Source organism: Affinundibacterium baiyunense (genome assembly GCF_018139645.1).
GTDB classification, from domain to species: Bacteria; Pseudomonadota; Gammaproteobacteria; order Burkholderiales; family Burkholderiaceae_D; genus Undibacterium; species Undibacterium baiyunense.
The window spans coordinates 250,487-275,995 of sequence record NZ_JAGSPM010000007.1; the positions used below are offsets into that span (position 1 = coordinate 250,487).

Genomic DNA, 25,509 nt, shown 5'->3' on the forward strand with positions numbered 1-25,509 from the left:
ATGCTGTGGTTACTTAAAATAGCGATAGTCGTGTAAGTTAGAAACTCCCTTCTCCCGTAAGCGGGAGAAGGGCTGGGGATGAGGGGCGTTTTGGTTCGTATAAAGTAATGCAATATGAAAAATTAAAATTTATTGTTATGAGCTATTCAGGCCTTAATGTTTCTGAATCGCCCTCACCCTAACTCTCTCCCGCATGCGGGAGAGGGGATTGCAAACTTCAAGTGCTGTAGGTTTTAAATAAAAATTTCTGCTTACCCCATCATTTGTCGTTCAATTTTCTAAACTACCCCACATTCAAATATCAAAACTAATTCCTTGTGCCAAAGGCAAAGAATGGCTGTAATTGACGGTATTGGTCGAGCGTCGCATATAAGCTTTCCATGCATCCGATCCAGATTCACGTCCACCGCCAGTGTCTTTTTCGCCGCCAAATGCGCCGCCGATTTCTGCACCTGAGGGGCCGATGTTGACATTGGCGATGCCGCAATCGCTGCCTACGTCAGACATAAATAACTCGGCCTCGCGCATGTCGGTAGTGAAGATGCTGGATGATAAACCCTGCGGCACTTCATTGTTCCAGTCGATCGCTTGTTGCAAATCTTGGTAGCGCACAATGTACATAATCGGTGCAAATATTTCATGGTGCATGTGCGCAGTTTGGCTTGGCATTTCTACGATGGCAGGGCGCACGTAATAGCCGCCTTCTGAGCCTATGACGATCACACGATCTCCGCCAAATACAACGCCTTGGTCTGTCTTTGCTGCATTCAAGGCAGTTTGCATCGCTTCAAAGGCGGCTTGATCAACCAACGGTCCAATCAAGGTCGATTTTTCTAGCGGATTGCCAATTGGTAGGCCTGCGTAAATCTTCTTTAAACGTGGCACTAGCGTTTCGTAAATGCTGTCATGCACGAACAAGCGGCGTAAGGTGGTGCAGCGTTGGCCTGCGGTGCCGACCGCCGAGAAGGTAATTGCGCGTACCGCCATTTCTAAATCGGCACTTGGCGCAACGATCATCGCGTTATTTCCACCTAACTCCAAGATCGTGCGTGTCAAGCGTTTGGCGCAGACTTCAGCGACTTGACGTCCCATGCGCGTGCTACCAGTGGCAGAGACCAAAGCGACGCGCTTGTCTTCGACCATTTGTGCGCCGGTGTCGCGCGCGCCAATAATTAATTCTGCTAAACCGTCTGGCGCATCATTGCTAGTCGCATTGAAGCGAGCGACCGCTTTCATAAATAGGGCGTGCGTTGCAAGTGCAGTTAATGGTGTTTTCTCCGATGGTTTCCAAGTCACGCTATTGCCGCAAACAAAGGCGAGAGCGGCATTCCAAGCCCATACCGCAACTGGGAAGTTGAACGCAGAAATCACGCCCACTACGCCGAGGGGATGCCAGACTTCCATCATGCGATGGCCTGGACGTTCCGAAGCAATGGTTAAACCGTATAATTGGCGTGACAGACCAACTGCGAAGTCGCAGATATCGATCATTTCTTGCACTTCACCCAAACCTTCTTGCAGAATTTTTCCTGCTTCCAAAGTAACCAGTTGTCCTAATGCCGCTTTATGTGTGCGGAGTTCTTCACCAAATAAGCGGATCAATTCACCACGACGCGGTGCCGGTACTTTGCGCCACGCTAAGAATGCGTTGTGGGCGCGGTCAATTTTATGTGCAACTTGTGCCGCGTTGTCGGCGCGTAAGCTCGCGAGTGGCAAGCCATTAATCGGTGAAATACTGGCAATATCATTGCCTTCATAGTCAGCAAGCGCAACGCCAAGCTCGGTAAATAAATTTTGAATTGTGGATGTCATAGCGTTCATTGATTATTGATTTTGTAGAATAGTTATAGGATTGAGTTTAAAACCCATTAATAGCCCTTAAATAGCGATTAGATAGTAAATAAGTAGCCACTAAGTAGTCGCTAATTGACCACTAAGTAGTCAGTAGTATCAACATCGTTGTCGCATTACACAATGCAAATGTGTTCGCAGACATTTCTCTACCAGTGTAATCGAGCCTAGGCTTTAAACCAAAGTGTTGTTGATTTCTAGTGTAGCGATTTTAGTGCTTGGCAACAAAGGACATAAAGTTATGACTTGGTGACACAATGGAATTACACTTTTTCTGTTATTTAATCTTGTTTGTAAGGGACGCGACCAGTGGGCACGACACTTGAAGCATGTACACAATGACCATGCTGATCATCAAAAAACATATGCGGCTTGAACGCAGCGAGCACTGCCGATTTGTTGACACCACCCATAAAGAAAGTTTCGTCAATCGCGATATTCCAAGCACGCAAAGTTCGAATCACGCGTTCGTGTGCAGGCGAAGATCTTGCTGTCACTAAGGCAGTGCGTAAAGGTAAAGCGCGTCCATCTGGTGCTTTAAAGTTGTTTTGAATATACGATAGGGCAATTAGTAGGCGAGCGAATGGTCCTTCTGGTAGTGGTTTCTTTGCATTCTCGCGCTCATGTTGTTCAAAGGCTTCGATGCCCTGTGATTGGTAGATTTTTTCCGCTTCATCAGAAAAAATCACAGCATCACCATCGAACGCAATCCGAATTTGTTCAAGATCCACCACATTTTCTGCCAGTTGATACAGCAGCGCTGCTGCCACGCCAGCATTGATCGCCGCTTGTACATCATCTTCGTGCAAAGACAAAAATAGACTGACATTAAACGCTTGCAAATACGAAGATAAAGAAGCGCCACCTGCTAACACGGCACGACTAATATCCAAGCCATAATGTGCGATCGAATTGAAAATGCGCAACGAGGTTTCTGAAGAATTGCGCGACATAATCACCACTTCGACTAGTCGTTTATCCGGTGTCAGTTGATTGAGCTTTAATAATGCTTTCACCAAAGCGAAGCCAGCACCTGGTTTGAGGATTTCGTTTTCGTGCGCTAACTGGTGTTGGCGATAAGCGTCCAAACCTTGATCTTGAAAGATCGCTTCTTCGACTTCCAAATTAAACAAAGCCCGTGAAGAAATTCCGATCACTAATAATTTGTCGAGTGAATAAGGCATGCGTGTATTTGCTTAGGTAGTGGGAAGTATTTTGGTCAGATGAGAAATCAATAAATCGATTTCTTCGACGGTATTGTAGTGTGCAATTGAAACGCGTACGACGCCACCATGCTTTTCTAAATCTAGAGCAGTGATCAGATGGCGAGCATAAAAATCACCAAACCGTATGCCGATATGAAATTGATCGATATACCGAACAATACTCTCCGACGGCGTATCACGAACGACAAAGCTAATCGTCGGAACGCGCGTGTTTTCACCTTCATGAACTTGACGCATACCGATGATGCGCACACTCGATTTGGTGTTTAAAAAATCTAATAATCTTTGCGCTAAATAATTTTCGTGCGCCTCAAACTTATCGAAGGCGAATTGCATCAATTGACGACGATTACCTACACCACCAAATCGTTCGCCCATCGCGACCAAATAGTCAGCGATGCCTTGACAGCCATATGACAATTCAAAATTTACATTGCCTGGTTGTAGTTTGTAAGGCAGATTGTCTGCGGTGATAAAGAAATGGTTGAGATTGGAGAGCTTGAGTAAGAGATCATATTTTCCCCACAAAACGGCATAGTGCGGTCCAAATACTTTGTAAAAGCTAAAAACTACGACATCAGCGCCACTTGCTTGTACATCGACCAAACGATGTGGCGCATAGGCGACCGCATCGACACAGACACGTCCGCCAAGCGCATGCACGCGGCGCGCAACTTCGGCAATTGGATTGATTGTACCTAATACGTTCGATGCAAAAGTCATCGCCAACCATTTCGTATTGGCGCTAAGTAGTTTATCTAAGTCAACTAGATCGAGTTGCAATGTGTCGGTGTTCACTTGCCAGATTTTGATGACCGCACCAGCTTCTTGTAAGCGTTTCCAAGCGCCGATATTTGCTTCGTGATCGGTATTTGTGACGATGATTTCATCGCCAGTTTGGATGCTTGGTTGAATCGCGTGTATCAGTTGAAACATGAGGCCGGTAGTTGAACCGCCCATCACTACTTCGCGATCGTCTGCGGCGTTGATGAATTCAGCAATTGCCTTTCTCGCCTCTAACACTCTTGTGCTGGCAAGGCTTGAGGTTGCGTAACTAGCGCCTAGTTGCACGCTGCTACTTAATAAATAGTCGTGAATTCGATCTGCGACGATTTTTAAAACTTGAGAGCCGCCGGCGTTATCGAGAAAAACGCATTGTTCTGGAATTTGAAGCGCACGAAACTCTGCGCGAACAGCCTTGATTTCGTTCGGGGTAAATGCTTGCATGTGCTTGTCGATGCCAAAGTAGAAACGGGCATAAACATACCATGATTCAGCCAGCGAATGGAATCAGCGGAAATCGTTAGCAAGCATTTGCGATCAATAGCAATTATTCATAATCACGAAGGGAAGGGATAGCCTGATGGTTAACCCGCTTGCCCATCAGCTCTCGCCTTGATATAGATAGGCAACATCAAGCCAACCCAAGTAAGCAAAAGTAGTAACCAGACGCTAGCGGATAAGTTCATCATATAGGGAATCGTCGTCACACTCGCGGCGACCCGCAACAAAGCGGCAAGATGCAAGCAAATGTAAATCGCCCACAATAAATTATTCACTTGCAGCGGACGGCCACCATGCCCAAAGCTCACACGGCTAACAAAGCCAACTAACATAGTGCCCATAAACCCCAATGCCAAGGCATGTACCATTGCTGAACCGATTTGTGCACCGAACGCGCTTGCTGCCTGCAAGGCGAACACAATCGCAAGCCAAGCAAAGGATAAATGCAGCATCGCCAATAAACGATTATGCAAGCTGCGGAATAAACCCCAACGCCACGAAGTATTGGCAAAACTAAAGCTGAGCAAAGTCGCGATCATCGCTTCGATTACGTGAAGGCCTAAAATTCCAGCAATCGCCAAGCCCCAACAAGCAACGATCCAAGAACCTAATAACCAGTATGGACGCCACATGGTGTAAGGCTTGATCACATTGCTACTAAAGAAGGGCAGCATACGATGGCAGACTGTCAAAAAAACCGGTAACAAGAAGGCAAAAAAAGCTAACTGACGCGCTGCGATCCAAGCATCACTTGAACCAGCACTCCACAACAAGGCTGAGAATATCGCCGACACGCCGCCACCCATTGCCAACAATAATGCTTGTGGATGGCGTTTATCTTTTACTTGACTATGGATTACCAGCCGCGCCCAACGTAGAGTGACCGCGCACCAAGCCGCCAACATCAAGGCAAAGCCCGACATCCGCAAAGGTGGCAATTCTAAAGTGGATGCAATTAAGACCAACACTAGGCCACCAAAGTAAGTACCGCCATGTAATAAAAAGTTATGCGGTGGTTCATCTACAGCTAACCACTTTGGCCCAGCAGTGAATGTAAAACCCAAAATGAATAAAGGGAAAACGCCTAAAGGCATCAACAAGGCATGCAAAGGCACAGCTAAGTTTCGACCACTTTGTAGATGTAGCCACCACCATGAAAATAAAATTAATACGGCGATCGCGCCGAGAAAAAAATACAAACGGTGAGGGGCTAGGGCTAGGCGTTTCATGACGGTCTCTTGAGGCTAAGGTGATGCAAATAGAATGACGATCAGCATAATCTCAAATGCTCAGTCGAATTTTGACGGAGAACAAGAGAGATGTTGAAAGTGTAGTCCTCGTGCGGGGGAGTGCTAGAGACTGCGCGCTTGGGCGTGGATAAACTAGATGTTGGTCAAGTTTTGTTGAATTGTGTTTGATTTGCAAGTCGATGCAATTCGATGTAATTCGATCAAGCCTTGGTCGATCACCTTGCTGATATGGGCACGTTCATCCGGATGCGCTTCGGTATGAAAGCGTTTGCGCACGCCCTCTTGATTCAGAATCAAATGCACGGTGGCAGTCACTCCAGCTTGTTGCAAGCAGGCTTTGACGCAAGCAAGTGCGCAGCCGTCTAAAGCCAAAATTGGGCGACCTGAGCGAGCTAGCTTTTGCAAGGATGGAACGCCTCCACCAACGCCGCTAATGCAAGACATTTGCGCACGGCCAGTTCTATCCAAATCGAGTGCGCAATCGTTGGCGAGTTGTGCGACGCTAGAACAGCCGGAACAGGAATAGACCAAAGGTAGTTGCGCTGAGTTGGATGTGTTGCTTGACATGGGCGTGCAATTGAATACTTGTCGCTTAGGTCGCGCTCGCAGTCAATTTCTCTGCAAGCCGATTTAACCATGCCGGGCGTTCACTCGCGTCTATCCAATATTTCACCGCAATCCCCAATTCTGTGTCACCTTCGATTTTTAGGCGGCGGCGGAAGAATAGTGTATCTGCATCTTCCAATGCAGTGGCAAGTTTTAAGAAATCCATGGCACAGGCGCTGAGGCTAACGTCAGTAGTTTGAAATGGTATCGCCTTAAAACGGCCTTGGTCGCAACGGAAGCATAGACGTAAGCCGAGGTCTTCGACCTGAATTTGAAAGGTTCTGCCGTAGAGATTTTCTGGAGCGATCAGCCAACTACGTTGGCGCGCAAGTTCTAGCATCAACATCAAAGGCGCGCCCGCAATAGGCGAGGGCAGACGTTGACCGATTTTTTCGAAGACGGTGGGAAAGCGAAATTCAGTGAGGTTCATCATAAACTCGAAATTAAATTGCTTGAATCGGTATGGTTTGCCATTGCATGCCAGAGCTGCCGTTCCAGTATCCATTGCAGCGTTCTGCTTGTGGCGGTAAAAACTGCGCGTCAATTACAGCTGCTTGTTCGCGCCGGCGCGCGGTGTCGAAGGCGTGAACGATTTGTTCCATGTTTTTGGATTGAACTTGTAGGCGCAAAATATCCACCTGCAAGTTTTTCAACGTAGGAATTTGCAGGCTTAGATCGAGACAATTCGCACTTTGGGTTTGTATGCCGTTTATCGTTAAAAAATCGCTGTGCTCGCGGGTTTGCAAGGCCAAACCATCGGGATAATGTTCACAGCGAAATTCACAATTGTCTTTGCGCAGACGATGATGACGTGCAGTAAAACAGCGTGAAGAATAGGCCAGCGCCATGCGTCCCCAAACTTGTACTTCGGTTTCTAAACCTTCTGGACGTTGCGCCTGTAAAGCCGCAAGATCAGCACCACTAAGTTCTATTGGTGGCGTAAAACGCATTGCACCTAATTCACGTAGCCATTGTAAAGTGCCAGTGTGGTACACATTGAGATGTGGTCCTGCAACAAATTGTCGTCCTTGCATAGCACGTACGGCACTGAAATCATTCGCTTCGATCAATAAATCTTCTGCCGCTGCAGCATCGATTAATTTATGCATGGCACGCCGATCCGCTTCGTTATCGATTAAGGTCAAGGTAGAGAGAACAACCTGTTTCCCCGCATCACGACAAGCTTTCGCCAAACTAATCCAATCCAGCAAACGCATGACATGCCGACGCGAACACACCACTTCGCCTAGATAAATAATATCCACAGGCCAGTGCATCGCCTCCACATAAAACCGCATCGTGGCTTCTTTAGACCAGTAATAAGATAGTGGTGCGAGGGAGAGTTTCATAGGTTGTTTCGATTTATATTTTCAAACAAAAGACGGTGTATGGGGCGAAATAGTATTCTTTTTTAGGGCGGGTTTTACCCGTCCTACGATGTTTTGTGGATCTTAAAAACCGTGCATTTTCTGAATCACCCTCACCCTAACCCTCTCCCGCTTGCGGGAGAGGGGATTTCGAGTTCTCAATGAGCTTACAGCAGTACCAAGAGTAGTTTAGAAATTCAATGTCAGGGATGCAGTACAAGGCGCCAAGCGCAGCAATACGTCGGTATTGCGAGCATTGGCAACGCAGTAATGCGCCCTGAGATTGGATTTATAAACTGGCTCTTACTTCCAGGGACGTTCGAACGCCCCTTGCGTCACCTGCGCCCCCTCAGCATGTTTGGCCAAGGTCGCATTCCAATCCGGTCGTGCGGTATAACGTTCAGGATCACGCTCGGCAGAATCTAAAGCTGCACGCAGGGTGCCGACTACTTGTGACACATAATTCGGACTACGCTGACGACCTTCGACCTTGATTGCTTTCACGCCCATTTTGAGCAACTGTGGTAATAGGCCAATCGCATTTAAACTCGTCGGCTCTTCCAAGGCGTAATCCACTTGACCCTCAACCTCAAAGCGCCCCTTGCACAAAGTCGGATAGCCTGCCGCTTCATTTGGCGCATAACGATCAATCAAGGTACCGCTCAAGCGTGCGGATAAGACCTTATCTTTTTCTTCCCAACTGACTGCGTGACCGGGCGAGCAGACGCCTTTATTATTCGGTGAATCGCCCGTGACATAACTTGACAACAGGCAACGTCCTTCGGCCATCACACACAAGCTGCCAAAGCCAAATACTTCAATTTCCACCTCGGTCTGGCGTATGATTTTTTCGATTTCTGTTAGCGTTAACACGCGTGGCAATACGGCACGGCGTATACCAAATTGTTCGCGCATTAATTCAATCGCATCGACGGTGGTGGATGAACTTTGTACCGATAAATGCAAACGTACGTCGGGATAACGATGGCGTGCATAGGCCATCAAACCGGGGTCGGCCAAAATAATGGCATCGGCGCCAAGTAAAACCGCGGTGTCAATCGCAGCGCGCCATTCTTGCGCTTTTTGTGCTTGCGGATAAGTATTGATCGCGAATAGCACTTGCTTGCCGCGTTGATGTGCGTATTCGACACCAAGTCGGATATCTGCATCGGTAAAATTGAGACCACCAAAATTACGTGCATTGGTGGCATTGCGTAAGCCTAAATAAACGGCATCAGCACCTTTGTCTATGGCGGCTTTGAGAGCAACTAAGCTGCCAGCGGGCGCTACGAGATCGATTGTTTTCATGCGCAAGATGGTAGCGATACGCTGTAAGCCCGTCTTTGTCTTAGGTCAATGAAATGATGGATGCTTGGTGGTTCTGTTGTTCTAAGTGCAGTCTGCTTTATCGATAGTGTAGACAGATCTATAGCTTTGCCTATTTTTTAGGCTATGATGAAGTGCTTACTTGGGACGAATGTGTCGCCATATTTCTCACCGCATAGGCTGCGTCCATTTTGCAGTCATAGTTTGTTCAAAGTTCGTCACATCATGAAGTTTGTCGTTTGCCAACTTGAATGGAGTCAATGATGAAATCTAGCCGTTCTAATATTCGAATTCCGTATCGCATGACCACGCTCAGTTTATTTTTTATTGCTGCTGGTTTGTCGACTTTGTCACAGACGAGTTTGGCGCAGACAAAAAATAAAGCCGCCGCTCCGGTCAAATTCTCTGCTGCTAAAGAAGTCTCCCAAGTTGTGAAGCCGCCAATTGCGTTGGCGTATATCGATGTTGCTACTAGTGCGAGTGATATGCCTGGTGGTAATTTGATGGCTGGTGCTGCGCAGGGAGCGCAATCGGGTGGTGGATTTTTTGGTGCTTTGACTGGCATGGCGAAAGGAGCAATTGGTGGAGCCAGCGATCGAGGCAATGTATTTGGTAATACACATGGACTGGGTTTCGCTGGTGGCAAGTTCATTGATATTTCGGTCTATACCAGTAAAAATCCCGGATTGAGTGAAGCGAAGCAACTTATTCCTAGTGTCATGAGTTTAGGTGAGAGTTTGCAATTAAACGCACCAGTGCCAGAGAAGCCAGTGCACGTGCCGGTCGATGAAAATCCTATCGAACCGACTTACGAAAAACCGAAAGGGAAAATTTCTGTTTATTGGGGCTGCGGTGACACTATCCGTCAAGGTCAGCCACGTAGTTTGGATATCGCGACCGCATCATTAGACGATTACGCAAAATTTTTCGTATTGCGCGGCAAAACCACAAAAGGCGCGCGCTCGCAGCCGGGACATCCAGCTTGGCCGAATAAGGTCGATGACAGAAAAGTGCCCGATACCGCATCGTTGATTGGACAGCATCAGTTTGTCGGTAATGGTATTCCTGAGAGTTTTAAGGTGAATCTAGGTGCACCACAAGATTTGATGCCTGCGATAGAACTAAAGCAAATTAAAAAAGATGGTGCAATTGCTCTGGAATGGAAATCGATTCCGCATGCGCGTGGTTATTTTTTCGCAGTGATGGGTGGCAAATCGGATGGCAACACGGGTGAAGATGCCAGCGGTGAAATGATTGTTTGGACTTCGAGTGAACTTGCCGATTTTGGCTTTGGCTTGTTGGATTATCAATCGAATCAAGATATCGATAAATGGATTAAAGAAAAGGTCATTTTGCCAGCGAATGCGACGCAGTGTGCGGTGCCAAAGGGAATTTTTCCTGATGGTGGTGGCGGAATGTTGCGCATGATCGCTTATGGTTCCGATGCCTATTTCGCCTATCCACCACGTCCAGAAGATCCTAAGATTGCTTGGGAGCCAGATTGGCAAACTAAGGTGCGAGTGAAGTCGACGTTTATTTCGATTTTAGGCGGTATGGGTGACGTGGGCGAGAAGTCACAGCCAAAGAAAGAAGAAAAGAAAAGCAAGGCGACTGATTTGCTAAAGAGTTTATTTGGTAATTAATTAGGAGCGACTTTGAGCTTAATGCCAGTACCAGCATTGGTCTTAAACTCAACGTCAGACTCAAACTCAACGTCAAACTCAGAGCCATGCGCGCTGGATTTTCGATACTCCGTTTAGTCATCGCAACTGTTTATCTTCGGGTTCTATTTTCAGCGTGAGGTATGCTTCAAAAGCATACCTATCTTGAGTGTTCGTCGACGGTTTAGCTGGACGGCTTTTATGTCAGCCTCATGTATTCACTGACATGGTGAAAATAGTCGCGTCCAGCAAACTTTTATTTTTGGGCTCATAATCCACAGTCTCAAATTCTAGCCAAACACCATCGTTTGCAATTGGCATGATTTAGTGTCATTACCGTTTTCATCAACCTAATTTGGAGAGTGATTATGAAATTTCGTTTATCTAGTGTAGCTTTTGCTTTGGCAGCGTTGACTGCTGGCATGACTGTGGTAAGTGCGCCAGCCTTGGCTGATGCGCCGATGGCGAAGTCGGCAGCACCTGGTTATTACCGTGTGATGTTGGGTGATTTCGAAGTTACCGCTCTGTCTGATGGCGTAGTCGCTTTGCCTGTCGATAAATTGCTGACGAATACACAGCCTGAAAAAATCATCAAGGCGCTACAAAAACATCATCTGAGTACGCCAACAGCAACTTCGGTGAATGGGTATTTGATTAATACAGGAAGTAAATTAGTTTTGATTGATACTGGTGCGGCGACCTTGTTTGGGACAACTTTGGGGCGTTTGGCGAATAGCTTAAAAGCTGCTGGTTATATGCCGGAACAAGTCGATGAAGTCTATATCACGCACATGCATGGCGATCACGTTGGTGGTTTGATGAATGGTGATCAATTAGCGTTTCCAAATGCGATCGTCAGAGCTGATCAACACGATGCGGATTTCTGGTTGAGTCAAGCAAATATGGATAAAGCGCCAGCAGACGCGAAGGGCGCTTTCCAAGGAGCGATGGCATCGATAAATCCTTATGTCAAAGCAGGAAAGTTTAAAACCTTTAATGGCGATACGGAGTTGGTTCCCGGCGTAAAAGCAATCGCAGCGCGTGGTCACACACCAGGACATAGTGTTTATGCTGTCGAGAGCAAAGGGCAAAAGCTGATGCTATGGGGTGATTTGATGCACGTTGCGGCGGTGCAGTTTGAAAATCCAACTGTGACAATTTCATTTGATAGCGATAGCAAGGCCGCCATGGCACAGCGACTCAAAGCCTATGCTGACGCGGCGAAACAAGGCTATATGGTCGGGGCGACGCATTTATCATTTCCAGGTCTGGGCTATGTACGCAAAGAAGGAAAAGCTTACGCATGGGTTCCAGTTAACTATGTGCCTGTGAAATAAATCTAACAATTAATTTTTGCGTTAGCAAAGTTCGTATTTCTTAATTGAGTAGCGGCAGATATGATCTATATCTGCCGTTTTTTTATTTGCTGTTTTTTGCTCTCTTTTATTTCTTAATTATGACAAGTGCTTCAACCATACCAAATCAAGATGTTCCATTCATTCGTGAAATCCAAGAACAAGACAATGCTGCAATTGCGCGCGTGATTCGTAGCGTGTTGCTTGAGATGGAGGTACCCAAAGTCGGATCAGCCTATGCTGATCCATCTTTAGACTATATGTACCAACATTATCAGCGAGATAAAGGCAAGTATTATGTTGTCGAGCTAAACGGAGAAGTTGTCGCGGGTGGTGGATTTGGCAGCCTGCTAGGTGCACCAGCGGAGGTTTGCGAATTACAAAAAATGTATTTGCTACCCCAAACGCGTGGTTTAGGATTGGGGCAAAAACTAATCGAGCGATGCATCGAAGACGCCAAGAAAATGGCCTATACCCAATGCTATTTAGAAACCTTGCCCAATATGCTGGCAGCACAAACCTTGTACAAAAAAATGGGATTTGTCTATATTGATCAACCGATGGGAAATACCGGTCACTGCGCTTGCCCGGTATGGATGCTAAAGAAGTTTTAGTCGCTAGTTACGGCAGTCGCAAGCTAAAGCGCGCGCCTTGGTAGTTGGATAAAGTTATCTCGCCAGTGCGTCCTTGATTTGTATGCAGCGCCACAATCTTATGCGCTAGACGAAGTCCTAGACCAGTGCCAGCGGCACTGACTGGAACGTTTTCTATTGCCGTTTCTAGCATGGTAATCGGATAGCCATCACCATCATCCTGCAGACAAATTTCAAGATAATCGTCTTGCACGTTGACGCTGATGATAATTTTTTTCTTCGCGTAGCGTAGCGCATTTTGTAAGGCGTTTGCTAATACCATTTGAATCAGATTGGCATCGTAGAACCACAGTTCTGGCGCATGCGAAAGCTGGGTTTCGATTACGCACCCAGTCGGAACTTGATGTTGACTCGCATAGAGTCGAACGAGATCGGCAATCAACTCTTGTGGATCTTGCGCTTCGATTTGTAAGTGCAAGCTGTGAGTTTCCGAACGATAAAAGCACAGGAGTTGGGTCAGCGTTTGTGAAGAACGGAGGGCGAGTTCACGATTCTTCAAATCGCCACGAGCATCCGCTTCTGCGGCTAATTGCGCGAGATTATTTTTAACATCGTGAATATATAGAGCGGCGATTTCAGAAAAAATATCATGCTTAGTCATTCGCCAATTTCCTGTCGATATTTGCTTTGAATTTTAATTTGAAACGCGTTAATTTCAGCGAGCTTGGGATACTGATCATTTTGCGCGACGACCGCGTCTTGAAATTCCTTGGCGCGAGTAAACTTAGTTAGATCAAATCCATTTGTGAACACATCCATCAAAATCGATAGTGCTGCGTTGGATAAAATCTGTAAATTATTGGGTAAGCGCAGCGCCGCCTCTGTAAGCATCGCTGCAGCTTCAGTATATTGACCTGCACGTGCTTTTTGTACTGCATCATTGTTCAGGTTAATCACTTCTTTGACGGAACTCTCGATCAATTGTTTCGCGACATCTGCGCCGCCATGATCTTTAAAAATAGCACTGATATCGTCTTGCAGTTTGTTTGAGTCGGGATTGTTTTGCACCGCTGCTTTGAGGATGTTAAACGCCAGTTCTTGTTTGTTCTGTGCCAAGCAGGCTTTCGCCAATGCCAAGCTAGTTGCTTCGGTGGGAATGCTACCATCATCGGTTAGTGCAAGCTCTAAGGCTTTTTCTGCCAAATCTTTATTGCCCAATTTGCTCTGTGCAACCGCTTCGTAAGCCGCTAAAAATTTCATTTCTGTGGTTTCTTTGAAATGATCTTTTGCTTCTTTAATCACACTAACTGCACGCTCTAATTCGCCAGTTTCTGTTAGAGCATTGCACAGTTTGGCGTAATCTTTTGTGTCACGTAGTGGTGAATTCTTGGTTTGCTTGACGACTACGCTGAGCGCTTTATCTACTTTCGCAAAATCGCCCGTTGATTCTGCTAGATTCGCGATAGAGCGTTGGCGAGCGAGTGAGTGGGGAGCTATTTTGCAGGCACTGTCGAGTACGCTTAAGGCCTTTTCTGTATCGCCCGATTCGCTATGAATTTTGCCTAGCAAATCATAGGCCGCTAGTAATCGTGGATTCTCGGTTATCAGACCTTCCAATAATTGCCCAGCTTGTTCCCCGTCACCCTTGAACTTGAGTGCGCGCGCTAAACCAAGTTTGGCCCACGGCATTTCACGTATCTTTAATGCGTTTTGATAGAACAGAATTGCTGCATCGATTTGATGCAGCATTAGTAAGGCATTTCCTTTAATTCGCATCGCATCAACGATGTACTTATCTTTGCACGCAATAATTTCGTCACATGCTTTGATGATTTCTGGCCACGCGCCTTTGTCTTGTAATTTATCAATCGCGGCAAGTCTTGTTTTACGTTCCAATAAGCGTTCTAGCCGTAGCTTTAAGGTTTCACCCGTAAATGGTTTAAGCAAGTAATCATCGGGCATACATTCCGCTGCTGTGATGACGCTATTAAAGCCGGTTTCGGCGGTGATCATGATGAATAAAGTGGCGCGGCTAATCGCATTATTAGTGCGCAAATATTCTAAGAACTGCTGACCGTCAGTTGCTTCACCGAGGTAGTAGTCACAAAAAATAATGTCAAAACTCCTTTGTTGAATTTGATTCAGCGCTTCTTTGACATTCGAGGCGAGGCTAACATTGCTTACACCGAGTGATTGCACTTGATTACGCATAGTGGTGCGCATATCGGGCATATCATCGAGTATCAATACCTTTTTATCCGAGAAGGAAACGACTGGAGATTGGTTTGCTGTCGTGGTAAGCATTTGGTCTCATCTCGCCTTTACTATCTGTGTCGATTCGCGAATGCGCGCATCAACTATGATTCAATAGAGCGTCAACAAAAACACATCATCGCTGGTGATATAACGAACTACACTAGCTGGTGCAAATAGAATGATCAGCCAGGCAGTTGTGGTTAAAAGCATTTGCTTGGTTACAAGATATTAGTCACGATCAATTAGCCGAGCTAGGTAGAGTGCATTAAAAAGCAGTTAGAAATAATTGAAAACATTAGCATATAAACTGATTAGGTCAATAGGCAAGAGTTATCTTTGTAGAAACTTGCACAATTTTTTTTGATCAAATCAAGTTAAACGGTGTTTGGCTCAATCTTTTCGCATTTTGTCGTATGAATTGTTCTGCATCTTCTGCAAGTAAGGGTCTGCTAAATAAGTAACCTTGTAGTTCGTCGCAGCCTTGTTTTAGCAAAAAGTCTCTTTGTGCTTCAGTTTCTACGCCTTCGGCAATCGTGATGAAGTCGAGACTATGTGCGAGTTGAATAATCGCGCTGACAATCGCACTGTCATCTGCATCGGTCGCAATATCACGCACAAATGATTGATCAATTTTGAGTTTATAGATATTGAATTTTTTGAGATAGCTAAGTGAAGAATAACCGGTGCCGAAATCATCGATTGACATTCTGATCCCGCGTGAATGCAAGTCATCCATGATACCGATGGCATGCACAGGATCGCCCATCGCAACACCTTCAGTGAGTTCGAGCTCAAGATATTCAGGGGCAAGTTGCGCTTGCTCGAGTATGCTCGATACTAATCCCGGCAAATCTGGATGCTTAAATTGAATCGCAGATAGATTCACCGCCATCACCATCGGCGGTAAACCGTTGTCTAACCACTGTTTGAGTTGTTTGACCGCGGTTCGTATCACCCAAGTGCCAATCGCAATAATTTGCCCGCCATTTTCAGCAAGCGGGATAAACTCGGCAGGTGAGATCATGCCCAGTTCGGGATGTTTCCAGCGAAGTAAGGCTTCAACCCCAATCACACGATGATCTTTGATCGAGAGCTGCGGTTGATATTGCAAATAAAATTCGTTTCTATCTAATGCTTGGTGCATCGCGTTTTCGAGTGCGAGAACACGTGCAGTACGTAATTGCATATCGCGATTAAAGAAGCGGAAATCGTTGCGTCCTTCATGCTTCGCGTTATACATCGCAATATCAGCATGCTGGTACAAAGTTTCAAAGTCGTCGCCATCCCGCGGGAAACTGGCAATCCCGATCGATGCTGTCACAGTTAGGTTATGTTTTTCGAGTTGGTAGGGTTTAGAAACTTTGTTGAGCAAACGTTCGGCAATGCGGCTCAGCTCTTGATCATCGCAATGATTGATGATGACGACAAATTCGTCACCACCCATGCGCGAGATTACATTTTCTTTGAATAAGGTATCTCGCAAACGCTGGCTAATTTCTACCAATAATTCGTCACCGGTACGATGGCCCAAGGTATCGTTAATGTTCTTAAAGTGATCAATATCTAAGAACAGTAAGCCAAGCTGTACCGCATCTTTTTGCGCTTGAATAATTGCAGTTTGAACGGTTTCTTTGAGTAAGTGACGGTTAGGCAGCCCAGTCAAGGAATCAAAATAAATCAGTTGACGTATTCTGCGCTCAGATTGCAGTTGACTCGTTATGTCCACAATAGAAGCCAGAATATAGCGGCTTTCCTCTTTGAAGATCGGCGTTAAGCCAATTTCTACACGGAACTCGTGACCATCTTTATGTAAGGCGAATAGTTCTCGACCTTCCCCCATTTTTCTTTCGTTAGCATGCTTGAGATAGCCTTGAATATGTAGACCATGTTGATCTCGTAATCGACTCGGAATAAGTTCTTCGATTGACTTTCCTAGTAGACTTGAACTGGCATAACCGAACAGCGTGTCAGCCTCGGTATTGGTCAATACGATGAGCCCATTTTCATCGGTCATGATCATTGCATTTGGTGAGGCTTGAAGTGCGCTGCGGAAGCGATCCTCAGCGCGTTTAAATTCGGTTAGGTCGGTATGCGAGCCGACTAAACGTTGCAGACGGCCACGATGATCATATTGTTTTTCGCCACGCGCTAAAATCCAGTGATAGCTACCGTCTTTGTGTCGTAAGCGGAATTCACTTTCATAGATTTTCATATAATCGAACGCTAGAAAATCTTGCACTCTTTGTTGCGCGAGCTTTTTGTCATCTGGATGCAGCAGCGATTCCCATGTGTTGAAATGATTGTCGAGCTCAGCATCGGTGTAACCTAGTTGGGCTTTCCATACGCTGGAGTAGATGGTTTGTCCTGTTTGGATATTCCAGTCCCATAAACCTGTATTCGATGCTCGTACCGCCAATTCCAAATTTTGTTGTGCGACTTCTAGTTTTAAGTAGGGTTGCTCAATCGCTTCAACAACCACTGCGCGATAGATGAAGTAGTAACTAATGACCTTGTAAATATGCCCGAGCACATTGTAGGCACCGGTTAAGGTTGCATACAGCGTAAAAAAGAATTCACTCATCGCCATCGTACAAACCGCTGCAAATAATAGCGAGGCTTTAAACGACTGTGGTTGCCGCATCTTGATCCACAATACGATGGCTGTCGCTATGTTCATCAAGATGAAGACGTATTCGAGTAGTTTCTTCAGTGGTGTTAGACCTTGACTTGGGATAAACCAATGCGGAAACAAATCTTGGCGATAGACGACCAATGCAGCGAACAATGTTGTAACGGTGCAGGTCGCAGAAAACAAGGCGTATTGAAATTTCTTTGATACGCTAGTTTCCCAAGAACAGATACTTACAACCAGCAATGCGAGCGCCGCCACAAAACGCGCAGAGAGCCAAAAGTTTAAGTGTTTATCTGTATCGTTATGACTTAAGAATTCAGGCATGCCGGGATACGACACCATGTGCAAAAAATCCAGAATGCCGACCGCGAAAAACAAACAAGCAAGCAAGACCAAGTTCTGTGTATTACGCGATTGTCGATTGTTCCAACCAACCGCAACTACCATCATCGCCACTGCAATCGAAAGCGTCTCCATTAAAGTATGGAGCGATAAGTAGTAGGGAATGCCTTGATGATTAGGTGCGCTTGGAATTAACCAAGATAAAAACTGGATGAAGGCGAGGAGGGCAAGAAAAAGAACTAATTTGTAGGTTATAACTTCGTGCGATGGATGCAGTCGCCACCAATGATCTTGATGAAAAGACTGAGACGTTTCGAACTTGTTCATTCAATACCAAATCCTATTAGCTGTGCTGTCATATAAATTAGTAACTAATTTATTGTTTAATGATAAATTTCCATGTGGAAATATTTTATCATTGCTTGGGCGTGCGATAATAATTTTTGATGAGTAGAAATTTAACTGATTTTCTCTCGATGAGGATAAAAAATTAATTGCTTGGTTGCTATGGAAACTAGGAGAGCTAAGTCCGTTAAGCGTTTCGACAATAGTTGACTATACAAGGTGAGCGTCGGCTAAGTTGTTTCTTGAGAAAAGAGGTATTAGACCAAAAGAAGTTATCACACCAATGCAAATAAACACATGGAGCACTTAATTTTAAAAAATATTTCTTATATTTATGCAATTAATCTGTGTGGCTATGCGAGCTTGTGTTGTTAAAAGCCAATTTTTTAAATACACTTTGTTGTTATTTAGTTACTTATGACTGGATGCGTAATAAGTGGTGAGTTATGGTCATATTGAATGACGGGCTAGGTTTAAAACCAAACGAGATCAATACATTGATAATGTAAGTAGATTCTAGAGTATTGCTAATTCTCATGAACTACACTCGAGGAGGATGTCATCAAGGAAAGGTCACTCAATAAAGCGCAAAATTTTTTGGTTGCAATTTTGAATTATTAAGTTGGTATTTTTGGAGGATTGTTCCAAGATTGAATTTCTTATTAATTTGTTGAACGACCCCAGCCAACTTTGTCTTAGTTTTGCTTAAATTAAAGATAGTTGTTACATATGTTGCATATTACAATTGTTGTGTGATTTCGCATGTTTTCGATATGCTTATATACAAAATTTAAGAATCAATAACTGTTGTATCAGAAAGGTAATCAACTTCATATTTTTAATGAATTAATAGATATGACTCATTAAGTAATCGGAATATCCCGTGTGGAATTTTTCATAACAACATTTCAACCCCAACTCACATTTGATCTTATGAGTTGCTACAATTAGTTTACGGAAATTCGATTTTGTCACTAGTCGAATTCTGTTTAGTTCTTGATATTTTCGAACATGAATCGAAATTTAATGGAGTTACATGTTCAATGTCTATTCGAATTAGCTAACCACATTCTATATAGAGGTGATTCTTTGTTTGGTTTTGCTATAGAACTGATAAATTTGAATATTCAGTCCGAATGAGTAGAAAAGCTACGTTATATTGCTGTTTTGCGTAGCAACTTACAACCATATATGCAATCACTATCCCCGCTTATTCTTAATTTAGCACCGACCGGTATGATTCCTCAGCGTAGCCAATCACCTTTGGTGCCTTTAAATCCAGACGAAATAATTCTTTGTGTTTTGGAGTGTATTCAATATGGCGTTAGTATGGTTCATTTGCATGCCCGCGATAAATCCGGAGCTGCGAGTGAAGATCCAGCTATATACCGTGACATCATTCAAGGTATTCGTGCTGAAGCACCGCAAATAGTAATTGTTACGACTACCAGCGGACGCAACACACAAGATATCGAGCGAAGATCCAGTACTTTATATTTACATGAGTTGTGTAAAAATTCCCATCCAGATATGGCGAGCTTAACTCTGGGATCTATGAATTTTAGTCGGTCAAGCAGTGTCAATTCACCTAACGATATCATGGAATTGGCACGCATTATGCAGGCAAATGGCATAAAGCCAGAATTAGAAATCTTTGATCTAGGTATGGTCAATTTTGCCAAAATTTTGATAGATAAGGGACTCATCAGTGCCCCGTATTATTTCAATATTATTTTAGGAAACCCAGGAACTGCGCAGCTTCAACTTTCGCATCTCTCTAATATCGTGACAGATTTGCCTCCACAGTCAATCTGGTCGGTTGGGGGTATAGGTCGTTTTCAAACTCGCGCTAATTTGCTCGGAATGACTATGGGGCACGGTATTCGCATTGGTTTGGAAGACAATTTATGGTTCGATGATCAACGCACTCAACTGGCAAGTAACCAGCAGTTAGTGCGAAGAATGCATGACCTCGCCACTACCATGGGAAGAGATATTTCCACGCCCGATACGACTAGAACTCTGCTTGGACTAACACCTGCATGCCACACATTATGACGATGCCAGCTAATCCGCTTAATCATGTGCTAGTTATTTTTGGTGCCAGCAATATTCTCTCCGATCTATTCGATTGTGCTTTTGCAAACGGTTTAGGTATAAAAAAAATCGTTTTACACATGCCAGAACCTGAAGGTGATCGTGATCGGCCTTTGAAAGATCGGATTCAAAGTTGGGCGGCTTTTGGCGTTGTGCCGGAAATTATTTCGATCGACGCATTCCAGCCGGAACCAGGTGAGATGTATTTGCTTGGGCCAACGACTCCAGAGCGGATCAAGATTGTTGAATCATTAGAGAAAAAATTTACCCTAGAGTATACCGTTCTGATTCATCCGCAAGCTTATGTTTCGCCACTAGCCAATCTATCGCCAGGAGTCTTTATTGGTGCTAAAAGCGTTATCGGTCCAGGAGTGAGTTTGCATAATCACGTCTTTATTAACCGTGGCGTGACGATAGGCCATGATACTGAAGTTGGCGCATATTCGCGGATACAGCCAGGTAGCAATATTGGAGGGTTGTCGAAAATTGGTCACAGCGTTACCGTCGGTATGGGAGCAAGCTTATTAGAACGTCTCATGATCGGAGATCGTGCATTTATTGCAGCAGGTGCTGTCGTTACCAGTGATGTTGCGAGTTCTTCTTTGATGGTTGGTGTACCAGCAAAGTTTAAAAAACTGGTGAGTTCGTAAGTTGCATTTTGTTAGCGATTTTGCGCCTAACATTTTATTTTTGAAAGTTAAATCTTACTAGCGCTAACTCGCATGCCCTCTGTAAGCTCGGTGTAGCATGCGTTAAATCTAAAATTTGATTGAAGTGTTGTTCCTGTTGAATGCCTAGAGTTTCGCGATATTGAGAGTCTTGAATTAAACGTTGTAATAGGTCAAAGTATGCTCTTAAATCTGAAACAGCATCACTGCCTAATTTATCGCCCCCATCGGTATCACGCATACTTATTGCTGGTACACCTGCTGCCATTGCCTCAGCCACAGAAAAGCCGCCTCCCATCATAGGCGGATTGACATAAATATCGGTGCAACTCAAATATTTCAATACATCCTCACAAAATGGTAGGCACTGCACTTGCTCTGATACGTCTTGCAACGAGCTAGGTAGTTGCCCACTACCACCGACGATCAACCAACGCAACTTTGGAAAGTATTTTAGAGCATGACACATGCCACGTGCCCAAACACCACTTATTCTGGCTTCCGCTTCACTGACAAAAGTGCTAAGCACGATATGGTCACTAGTCCAATTTGAATTTACGGTACTCATGGCGTTTTGAATCGGTAACGCTTTGAGTGAGGACGGGCGCTCCAAACGATAAGGGTAATAAAAAGCGATACCACTATCGGTAGCCGAACCCCAAGGAGTTAAAGTACTTTCATGTAATTCTTCTTGTGCCGTTAACCACACGTCAGATGGTGTGATTGGTGCAAGAGAATTTACACCTAGGCTCAGCACTGGCCTTTGTTGATACATTAGAGCTGATAAACCACTATATAGACCAACCTGCATCACCAAGTCTGGGTCAAATTGCGCAATGTGGCGCGCTAATCCTTGCCAACGTTTGCAAATGAGATGCTGGGTATTTCCGGTGACTACTTGGTTATCTTCATCTAGGTAATTCTCCCACCCCTGTAGGGTGAATATTGGAGCCTGATGCACTATGCCATTCCCCAAATACTGTTGGCTATTTGGCCCTAACATTTCCTGCGCTGAGTATAAATTTACTTCGTATCCACATTGACGTAAACAACGAGCTTGCTGCAAAGCCATTAATGTTGGTGGATGTTTTAAGTTGCTTAACAAAGGTGCGATCAAGGCAACTTTTCGAATCGTTTTGATATCGCGAATAGGTAGCTTAATTTCTGTCGAAGCCAGTAAGTTTTTTATTGTATTTTGATGTAGGCGACCAGCGATTTCGGGTAAAGCAATCGCAGATAGTCTTGCGTAAAATGAGGTTCGATCAGGAATATCTATCAATACTCTCTGCCAGCTACTCTGCAAGAAAATTATCGCTCGATCTGGATCAAACTCAGGTAAGCCTAACAATGCTTTTGCTGCTTGAATTAAATACTCGGGACGTCCGGTTAATATATCCAAAAAGCCAGCACGCAAAAAACCAGCATAGCCGAACTGAGGTACCTTGGACAAAATGATTTGTTCTATCTGTAAAGATACTTGAGGATTGGCTAATTGGCGCAATAAAAAAACCATTTTGTGCCATCCAAGACTGCTGGAGGGGGTGTGTAGCGTCTGGGCTAGTGCATTTTCTAAAAGATGCAAATTTTCTTGTTGGGTGTCGGTCATGTAATTTAGCTCACATGTGAAGATGGTACGATGGGCTAATAGTGAAATTAGTTACTTGTTGAATATACTGTATGCAGATAAAAAAACCCACGTCTTTACAGGCGTAGGTTTTTTATTTGGCACAATAAAGGAGAATGTTGTCTAGTAACTGTTCCGCTTATTTACTTTCCAATTTGGCTTACTCCATCTTGTTAAGCAACAAAGTCGCCAACGACAATTGATCCAGTTATACCTATTAACTGAACAATAAAATCGGTGGCATCCACCGCGCCAACTGTACCACCGATATTCTGGAAGACGTAAGTGCCTGCTGCGGTACCGCCATTTACCGTGATGAGATATGCTTGAGTATTCGCGGCAAACGCAGCGCCGGCAGCAGTTGCAGCTGTTGTGATCGCCCCTGGTAAAGTTGCAATGTCGGCGAAAGCGATAGTTAGCGTATCTAATGTGGTAGCAGCTACACCAGTTTTAAATTGGTCAGAGCCGACCGCTTTGAAGTTACTAACTGTGTCAATAGCAGCGATGGTAGAGCCTGCCATGATGGTATCGCTGCCCAATGTGCTTGTAGAAAGATTGATAGTATCTGCGCCAGAACCACCCGTAATAGTTATAGCACCACTACCCGTGCCAATAACATTTAATGTTTGTCCACCTGATCCGAGCAAGACATTGTTGAGTGCAGTGGTCGCTGATTTGGTGAGATTCAAAATAGTACCAGCACCATTTGCATTCGTGATAGTCCAGAAAGCATTGGTACCCGCAGTTACATTAATTGTTTCGACACCAGTCACTTTGTTTGACATATCTAGAGCAGCAATGACGGCTCCAACATTAAGCGTGTCTCCTGGACCTGTACCGCCATCAATCCCATTCGGCGCGATGGTCATAATGATGTCGAAACTACCAACGTTGAACGTATCTGAACCAGTGCCACCTATTACTGAGACGATGCCAGCAGTACCTGTAAAATTATTTGAACCATTCGCCAGCGTGTAGTTTTCTACGGTTGAGTTGCCAACAATGTTACCTGCAGTTGCAAATGTGATGTTATTGGTTGACAAAGCATTAATTGATGAAAAGGCAGAATATTGCGCAGCACTCAAAGTAATACTGCCATTCGACGAAACTACGAGACTCTCGAATCCTGTTACAGTTGCACCACTAATGTCTGACGAGTTAACCATGTTAAGGATATCTGAAGTGCCAGCTCCAGCTCCAAAAGTGCCTGTATATGTTTTTCCTTCCAGGGATAGCTGATTATTGCCTGCACCTAAATTGATATTGCCAGCTAACATTGAGTTACCAGAGTTTGCTAAGTACACGCGATCATTGCCAGTGCCACCGTTAATGGTGTTAATCCCTGCAGTCGAAACAACAAAATAGATGTCGGTAGATGTATTGTCTGTAGCGAGGGTTTTGATATTCGTAATGGTATTGCCTCCGCCAATGACAATGCTGCCGCCGCCAGTGAACGTGATCTTATCAGTATCACTGCCGTTCCCATTAATAGTCGTACCAACGAACGCAGCACTTACTCCTGTAAAGTTTTCAGCGATGCTAGTGGTGCCGTTGAAAATGCCACCTGCGGTAAGGTTAACGTTTGTTGATCCCCCTCCATTATTGGAAGGAGTAGTACCAACGGTTCCAGCGATTGCTGCGCCAGTACCAGATACATTGACAGCGTTGGAGGTGGTTATGTTGTTAGTGCCGCCGCCGGTAGCATTGGATGCGGAAGTAACATCATAGAGCAAAGTACCACCACTAACGGAGATATAAGACAAGTCGATGTTATTGATGCCACCAACGTCGTCAACAATAGTTAATTGATGCGGTCCTGTGCCAGAGAATGTTAATACAGGGCCACTTAAGCCAAGTGAAGCACGTGCTGCGATTAATGCATTGTATTGCGATGCAGTAAGGACGACAGCGGAGTTATTGGTGATGTTTTCAATACCAGATAAAGTGGCGCCACTTAAATCGATCGCACCATAGGTAACCAGTGTATCGTTACCGCCGCCAAGGTTGATGGTGTCGTTGACGACGCGTGCTACCGCGCCTGCCGTCGATTGACCATTAATGGAAACGCCGTTTTCTGTTGCTGTGTAAGTACCAGCAACGTAGTTACCTAATAACACCACACGGTCAGAGCCAGCGCCTAGTTGCAAGTTATTAGCACCGCGACCTAAGGTCACATCGAGTGCAGAAGCTGCTGTCAAAGTGGCAGCGTCCAGCGTAACACCCACAGTGGCGGTAGCGAAGTTGGTATTGCCTAAGGCGCGAATCGTTAAGCGTTCTACGTGTGTTGTTGTATTCGCTGCTTGATAGCTGTCTACCATCGCGTTAACGATATTATCGTTGAGCTGAATTTGTGATACTTGGGATACAGCAGTGTCGTTGGTTAATTCGATGGTGCCAATATTGCTAATGCCAGAGAAGTCACCCATCGAGGCATTTGTCGCATTGCGCAACTCTAAAACGTCGTCATTCTTTTGACTGTTATTGGTCGCGTCGTTATCAACTGCGCCACCATTGATGTTGTGTGTACCATTCAAACTTACATCAGATAGGATGATACGGTCAGTAGTGCGGCTAGCACCTTCTTCACCGTTGTAGTTGAAACGACTAACGTTGCTCAATGCACGAGCGTCGATTACAACAGCGCTTTCGTTAGAAACGCCAGCTGTGTCAGCAGTTGCTGCTGAATCATTTGCTGTGTCATTGTCGTTCACGATTGACAATACGCCAGAAGCATTGTTCTTAGAGATCAATGTGTCTGTCAATGTCAATGAGTAAGAGCTACCTGCACCAGCATTTACCAAACGGATTGTTTCGAAGTTAGAAACGTTAGTCCATTCAGATGCGCCCAAAGCGATCACACCAGCAACTGACAAGTTACCATCGATAACCAATGTGTCAGAACCTGTGCCACCGTCAACTGTGTCAGAGATAGTCAAGCCAGCACGGTTGTCGTCCAATGCATCAAAAATCACTGTGTCGTTACCAGAACCAGTCGTGATTTTTTGTGCGCCAACTGCAGACGCTGC

18 protein-coding genes are annotated in these 25,509 nt (G+C 45.0%); 5 read left to right on the forward strand and 13 right to left on the reverse strand.

All coding sequences use genetic code 11. The features are described from left to right. Positions 1-294: 294 nt before the first annotated feature. From amaB to ubiU, 8 genes are all read right to left on the reverse strand, one after another. Positions 295-1,821: an L-piperidine-6-carboxylate dehydrogenase gene (amaB, locus tag KDM92_RS13125; protein ID WP_438947468.1), complete on the reverse strand. Its 1,527-nt coding sequence runs from the start codon at positions 1,819-1,821 to the stop codon at positions 295-297. Between the two features lie 311 nt (positions 1,822-2,132). Continuing rightward, positions 2,133-3,035 carry a 5'-nucleotidase gene (locus KDM92_RS13130; RefSeq protein ID WP_212684913.1) on the reverse strand — a complete coding sequence of 301 codons (903 nt, stop codon included), beginning with the start codon at positions 3,033-3,035 and terminating at the stop codon, positions 2,133-2,135. 12 nt (positions 3,036-3,047) lie between these two features. Further along, a complete protein-coding gene (locus KDM92_RS13135; protein ID WP_212684914.1) occupies positions 3,048-4,304 on the reverse strand; it encodes a cysteine desulfurase-like protein in 1,257 nt (418 codons plus the stop codon). Between the two features lie 140 nt (positions 4,305-4,444). Then, positions 4,445-5,590, reverse strand: a complete 1,146-nt coding sequence (locus tag KDM92_RS13140) for an NnrS family protein (RefSeq protein WP_212684915.1) — start codon at positions 5,588-5,590, stop codon at positions 4,445-4,447. A gap of 153 nt (positions 5,591-5,743) precedes the next feature. Then, complete coding sequence (locus KDM92_RS13145) at positions 5,744-6,178, reverse strand: putative zinc-binding protein (RefSeq protein WP_212684916.1); 435 nt, start codon at positions 6,176-6,178, stop codon at positions 5,744-5,746. A gap of 25 nt (positions 6,179-6,203) precedes the next feature. Then, a complete protein-coding gene (gene ubiT / locus KDM92_RS13150) occupies positions 6,204-6,647 on the reverse strand; it encodes a ubiquinone anaerobic biosynthesis accessory factor UbiT (protein WP_189345080.1) in 444 nt (147 codons plus the stop codon). A 13-nt stretch (positions 6,648-6,660) separates the two neighbouring features. Beyond that, on the reverse strand, positions 6,661-7,566 hold the full coding sequence (gene ubiV, locus KDM92_RS13155) for a ubiquinone anaerobic biosynthesis protein UbiV (RefSeq protein WP_212684917.1): 906 nt from the start codon (positions 7,564-7,566) through the stop codon (positions 6,661-6,663). A gap of 321 nt (positions 7,567-7,887) precedes the next feature. Next, on the reverse strand, positions 7,888-8,892 hold the full coding sequence (ubiU, locus tag KDM92_RS13160; RefSeq protein WP_212684918.1) for a ubiquinone anaerobic biosynthesis protein UbiU: 1,005 nt from the start codon (positions 8,890-8,892) through the stop codon (positions 7,888-7,890). Between the two features lie 281 nt (positions 8,893-9,173). Here ubiU and KDM92_RS13165 point away from each other — a divergent pair, with 281 nt between their 5' ends. The 3 genes from KDM92_RS13165 (at position 9,174) to KDM92_RS13175 (ending at position 12,540) form a co-directional block, all read left to right on the forward strand. Then, positions 9,174-10,553 carry a hypothetical protein gene (locus KDM92_RS13165; protein ID WP_212684919.1) on the forward strand — a complete coding sequence of 460 codons (1,380 nt, stop codon included), beginning with the start codon at positions 9,174-9,176 and terminating at the stop codon, positions 10,551-10,553. Positions 10,554-10,939: 386 nt separating this feature from the next. Further along, a complete protein-coding gene (locus tag KDM92_RS13170; RefSeq protein ID WP_212684920.1) occupies positions 10,940-11,908 on the forward strand; it encodes an MBL fold metallo-hydrolase in 969 nt (322 codons plus the stop codon). Positions 11,909-12,027: 119 nt separating this feature from the next. Beyond that, entirely contained in the window at positions 12,028-12,540 is a 513-nt protein-coding gene (locus KDM92_RS13175) for a GNAT family N-acetyltransferase (protein WP_212684921.1), read from the forward strand. A 7-nt stretch (positions 12,541-12,547) separates the two neighbouring features. Here the strand turns inward: KDM92_RS13175 and KDM92_RS13180 are convergent, their stop codons facing one another. From KDM92_RS13180 to KDM92_RS13190, 3 genes are all read right to left on the reverse strand, one after another. Next, positions 12,548-13,180, reverse strand: coding sequence for a sensor histidine kinase (locus KDM92_RS13180; protein ID WP_212684922.1), 633 nt, complete (start codon positions 13,178-13,180; stop codon positions 12,548-12,550). Beyond that, entirely contained in the window at positions 13,177-14,823 is a 1,647-nt protein-coding gene (locus KDM92_RS13185) for a response regulator (RefSeq protein ID WP_212684923.1), read from the reverse strand. Before KDM92_RS13185 ends, KDM92_RS13180 begins: the two co-directional genes overlap by 4 nt. Positions 14,824-15,139: 316 nt before the next feature. Continuing rightward, complete coding sequence (locus KDM92_RS13190; protein ID WP_212684924.1) at positions 15,140-18,076, reverse strand: EAL domain-containing protein; 2,937 nt, start codon at positions 18,074-18,076, stop codon at positions 15,140-15,142. 1,209 nt (positions 18,077-19,285) lie between these two features. Between KDM92_RS13190 and KDM92_RS13195 the strand changes: the two genes are divergently transcribed. Then, complete coding sequence (locus KDM92_RS13195) at positions 19,286-20,152, forward strand: beta-keto acid cleavage family enzyme (protein ID WP_212684925.1); 867 nt, start codon at positions 19,286-19,288, stop codon at positions 20,150-20,152. Next, a complete protein-coding gene (locus tag KDM92_RS13200) occupies positions 20,137-20,841 on the forward strand; it encodes an acetyltransferase (protein WP_212684926.1) in 705 nt (234 codons plus the stop codon). The genes KDM92_RS13195 and KDM92_RS13200 overlap by 16 nt, the downstream gene beginning before the upstream one ends. A gap of 34 nt (positions 20,842-20,875) precedes the next feature. Here the strand turns inward: KDM92_RS13200 and KDM92_RS13205 are convergent, their stop codons facing one another. Then, positions 20,876-22,465: a glycosyltransferase gene (locus KDM92_RS13205; RefSeq protein WP_212684927.1), complete on the reverse strand. Its 1,590-nt coding sequence runs from the start codon at positions 22,463-22,465 to the stop codon at positions 20,876-20,878. A gap of 191 nt (positions 22,466-22,656) precedes the next feature. Then, positions 22,657-25,509: beta strand repeat-containing protein (locus tag KDM92_RS13210; protein WP_212684928.1), on the reverse strand; the 2,853-nt coding region annotated here is incomplete at its 5' end.

Coding starts and splice junctions, on each gene's coding strand:
- amaB (WP_438947468.1), bottom strand. CDS start 1,821: ATGAACGCTATGACATCCACAATTCAAAATTTATTTACCGAGCTTGGC.
- KDM92_RS13130 (WP_212684913.1), bottom strand. CDS start 3,035: ATGCCTTATTCACTCGACAAATTATTAGTGATCGGAATTTCTTCACGG.
- KDM92_RS13135 (WP_212684914.1), bottom strand. CDS start 4,304: ATGCAAGCATTTACCCCGAACGAAATCAAGGCTGTTCGCGCAGAGTTT.
- KDM92_RS13140 (WP_212684915.1), bottom strand. CDS start 5,590: ATGAAACGCCTAGCCCTAGCCCCTCACCGTTTGTATTTTTTTCTCGGC.
- KDM92_RS13145 (WP_212684916.1), bottom strand. CDS start 6,178: ATGTCAAGCAACACATCCAACTCAGCGCAACTACCTTTGGTCTATTCC.
- ubiT (WP_189345080.1), bottom strand. CDS start 6,647: ATGAACCTCACTGAATTTCGCTTTCCCACCGTCTTCGAAAAAATCGGT.
- ubiV (WP_212684917.1), bottom strand. CDS start 7,566: ATGAAACTCTCCCTCGCACCACTATCTTATTACTGGTCTAAAGAAGCC.
- ubiU (WP_212684918.1), bottom strand. CDS start 8,892: ATGAAAACAATCGATCTCGTAGCGCCCGCTGGCAGCTTAGTTGCTCTC.
- KDM92_RS13165 (WP_212684919.1), top strand. CDS start 9,174: ATGAAATCTAGCCGTTCTAATATTCGAATTCCGTATCGCATGACCACG.
- KDM92_RS13170 (WP_212684920.1), top strand. CDS start 10,940: ATGAAATTTCGTTTATCTAGTGTAGCTTTTGCTTTGGCAGCGTTGACT.
- KDM92_RS13175 (WP_212684921.1), top strand. CDS start 12,028: ATGACAAGTGCTTCAACCATACCAAATCAAGATGTTCCATTCATTCGT.
- KDM92_RS13180 (WP_212684922.1), bottom strand. CDS start 13,180: ATGACTAAGCATGATATTTTTTCTGAAATCGCCGCTCTATATATTCAC.
- KDM92_RS13185 (WP_212684923.1), bottom strand. CDS start 14,823: ATGCTTACCACGACAGCAAACCAATCTCCAGTCGTTTCCTTCTCGGAT.
- KDM92_RS13190 (WP_212684924.1), bottom strand. CDS start 18,076: ATGAACAAGTTCGAAACGTCTCAGTCTTTTCATCAAGATCATTGGTGG.
- KDM92_RS13195 (WP_212684925.1), top strand. CDS start 19,286: ATGCAATCACTATCCCCGCTTATTCTTAATTTAGCACCGACCGGTATG.
- KDM92_RS13200 (WP_212684926.1), top strand. CDS start 20,137: ATGCCACACATTATGACGATGCCAGCTAATCCGCTTAATCATGTGCTA.
- KDM92_RS13205 (WP_212684927.1), bottom strand. CDS start 22,465: ATGACCGACACCCAACAAGAAAATTTGCATCTTTTAGAAAATGCACTA.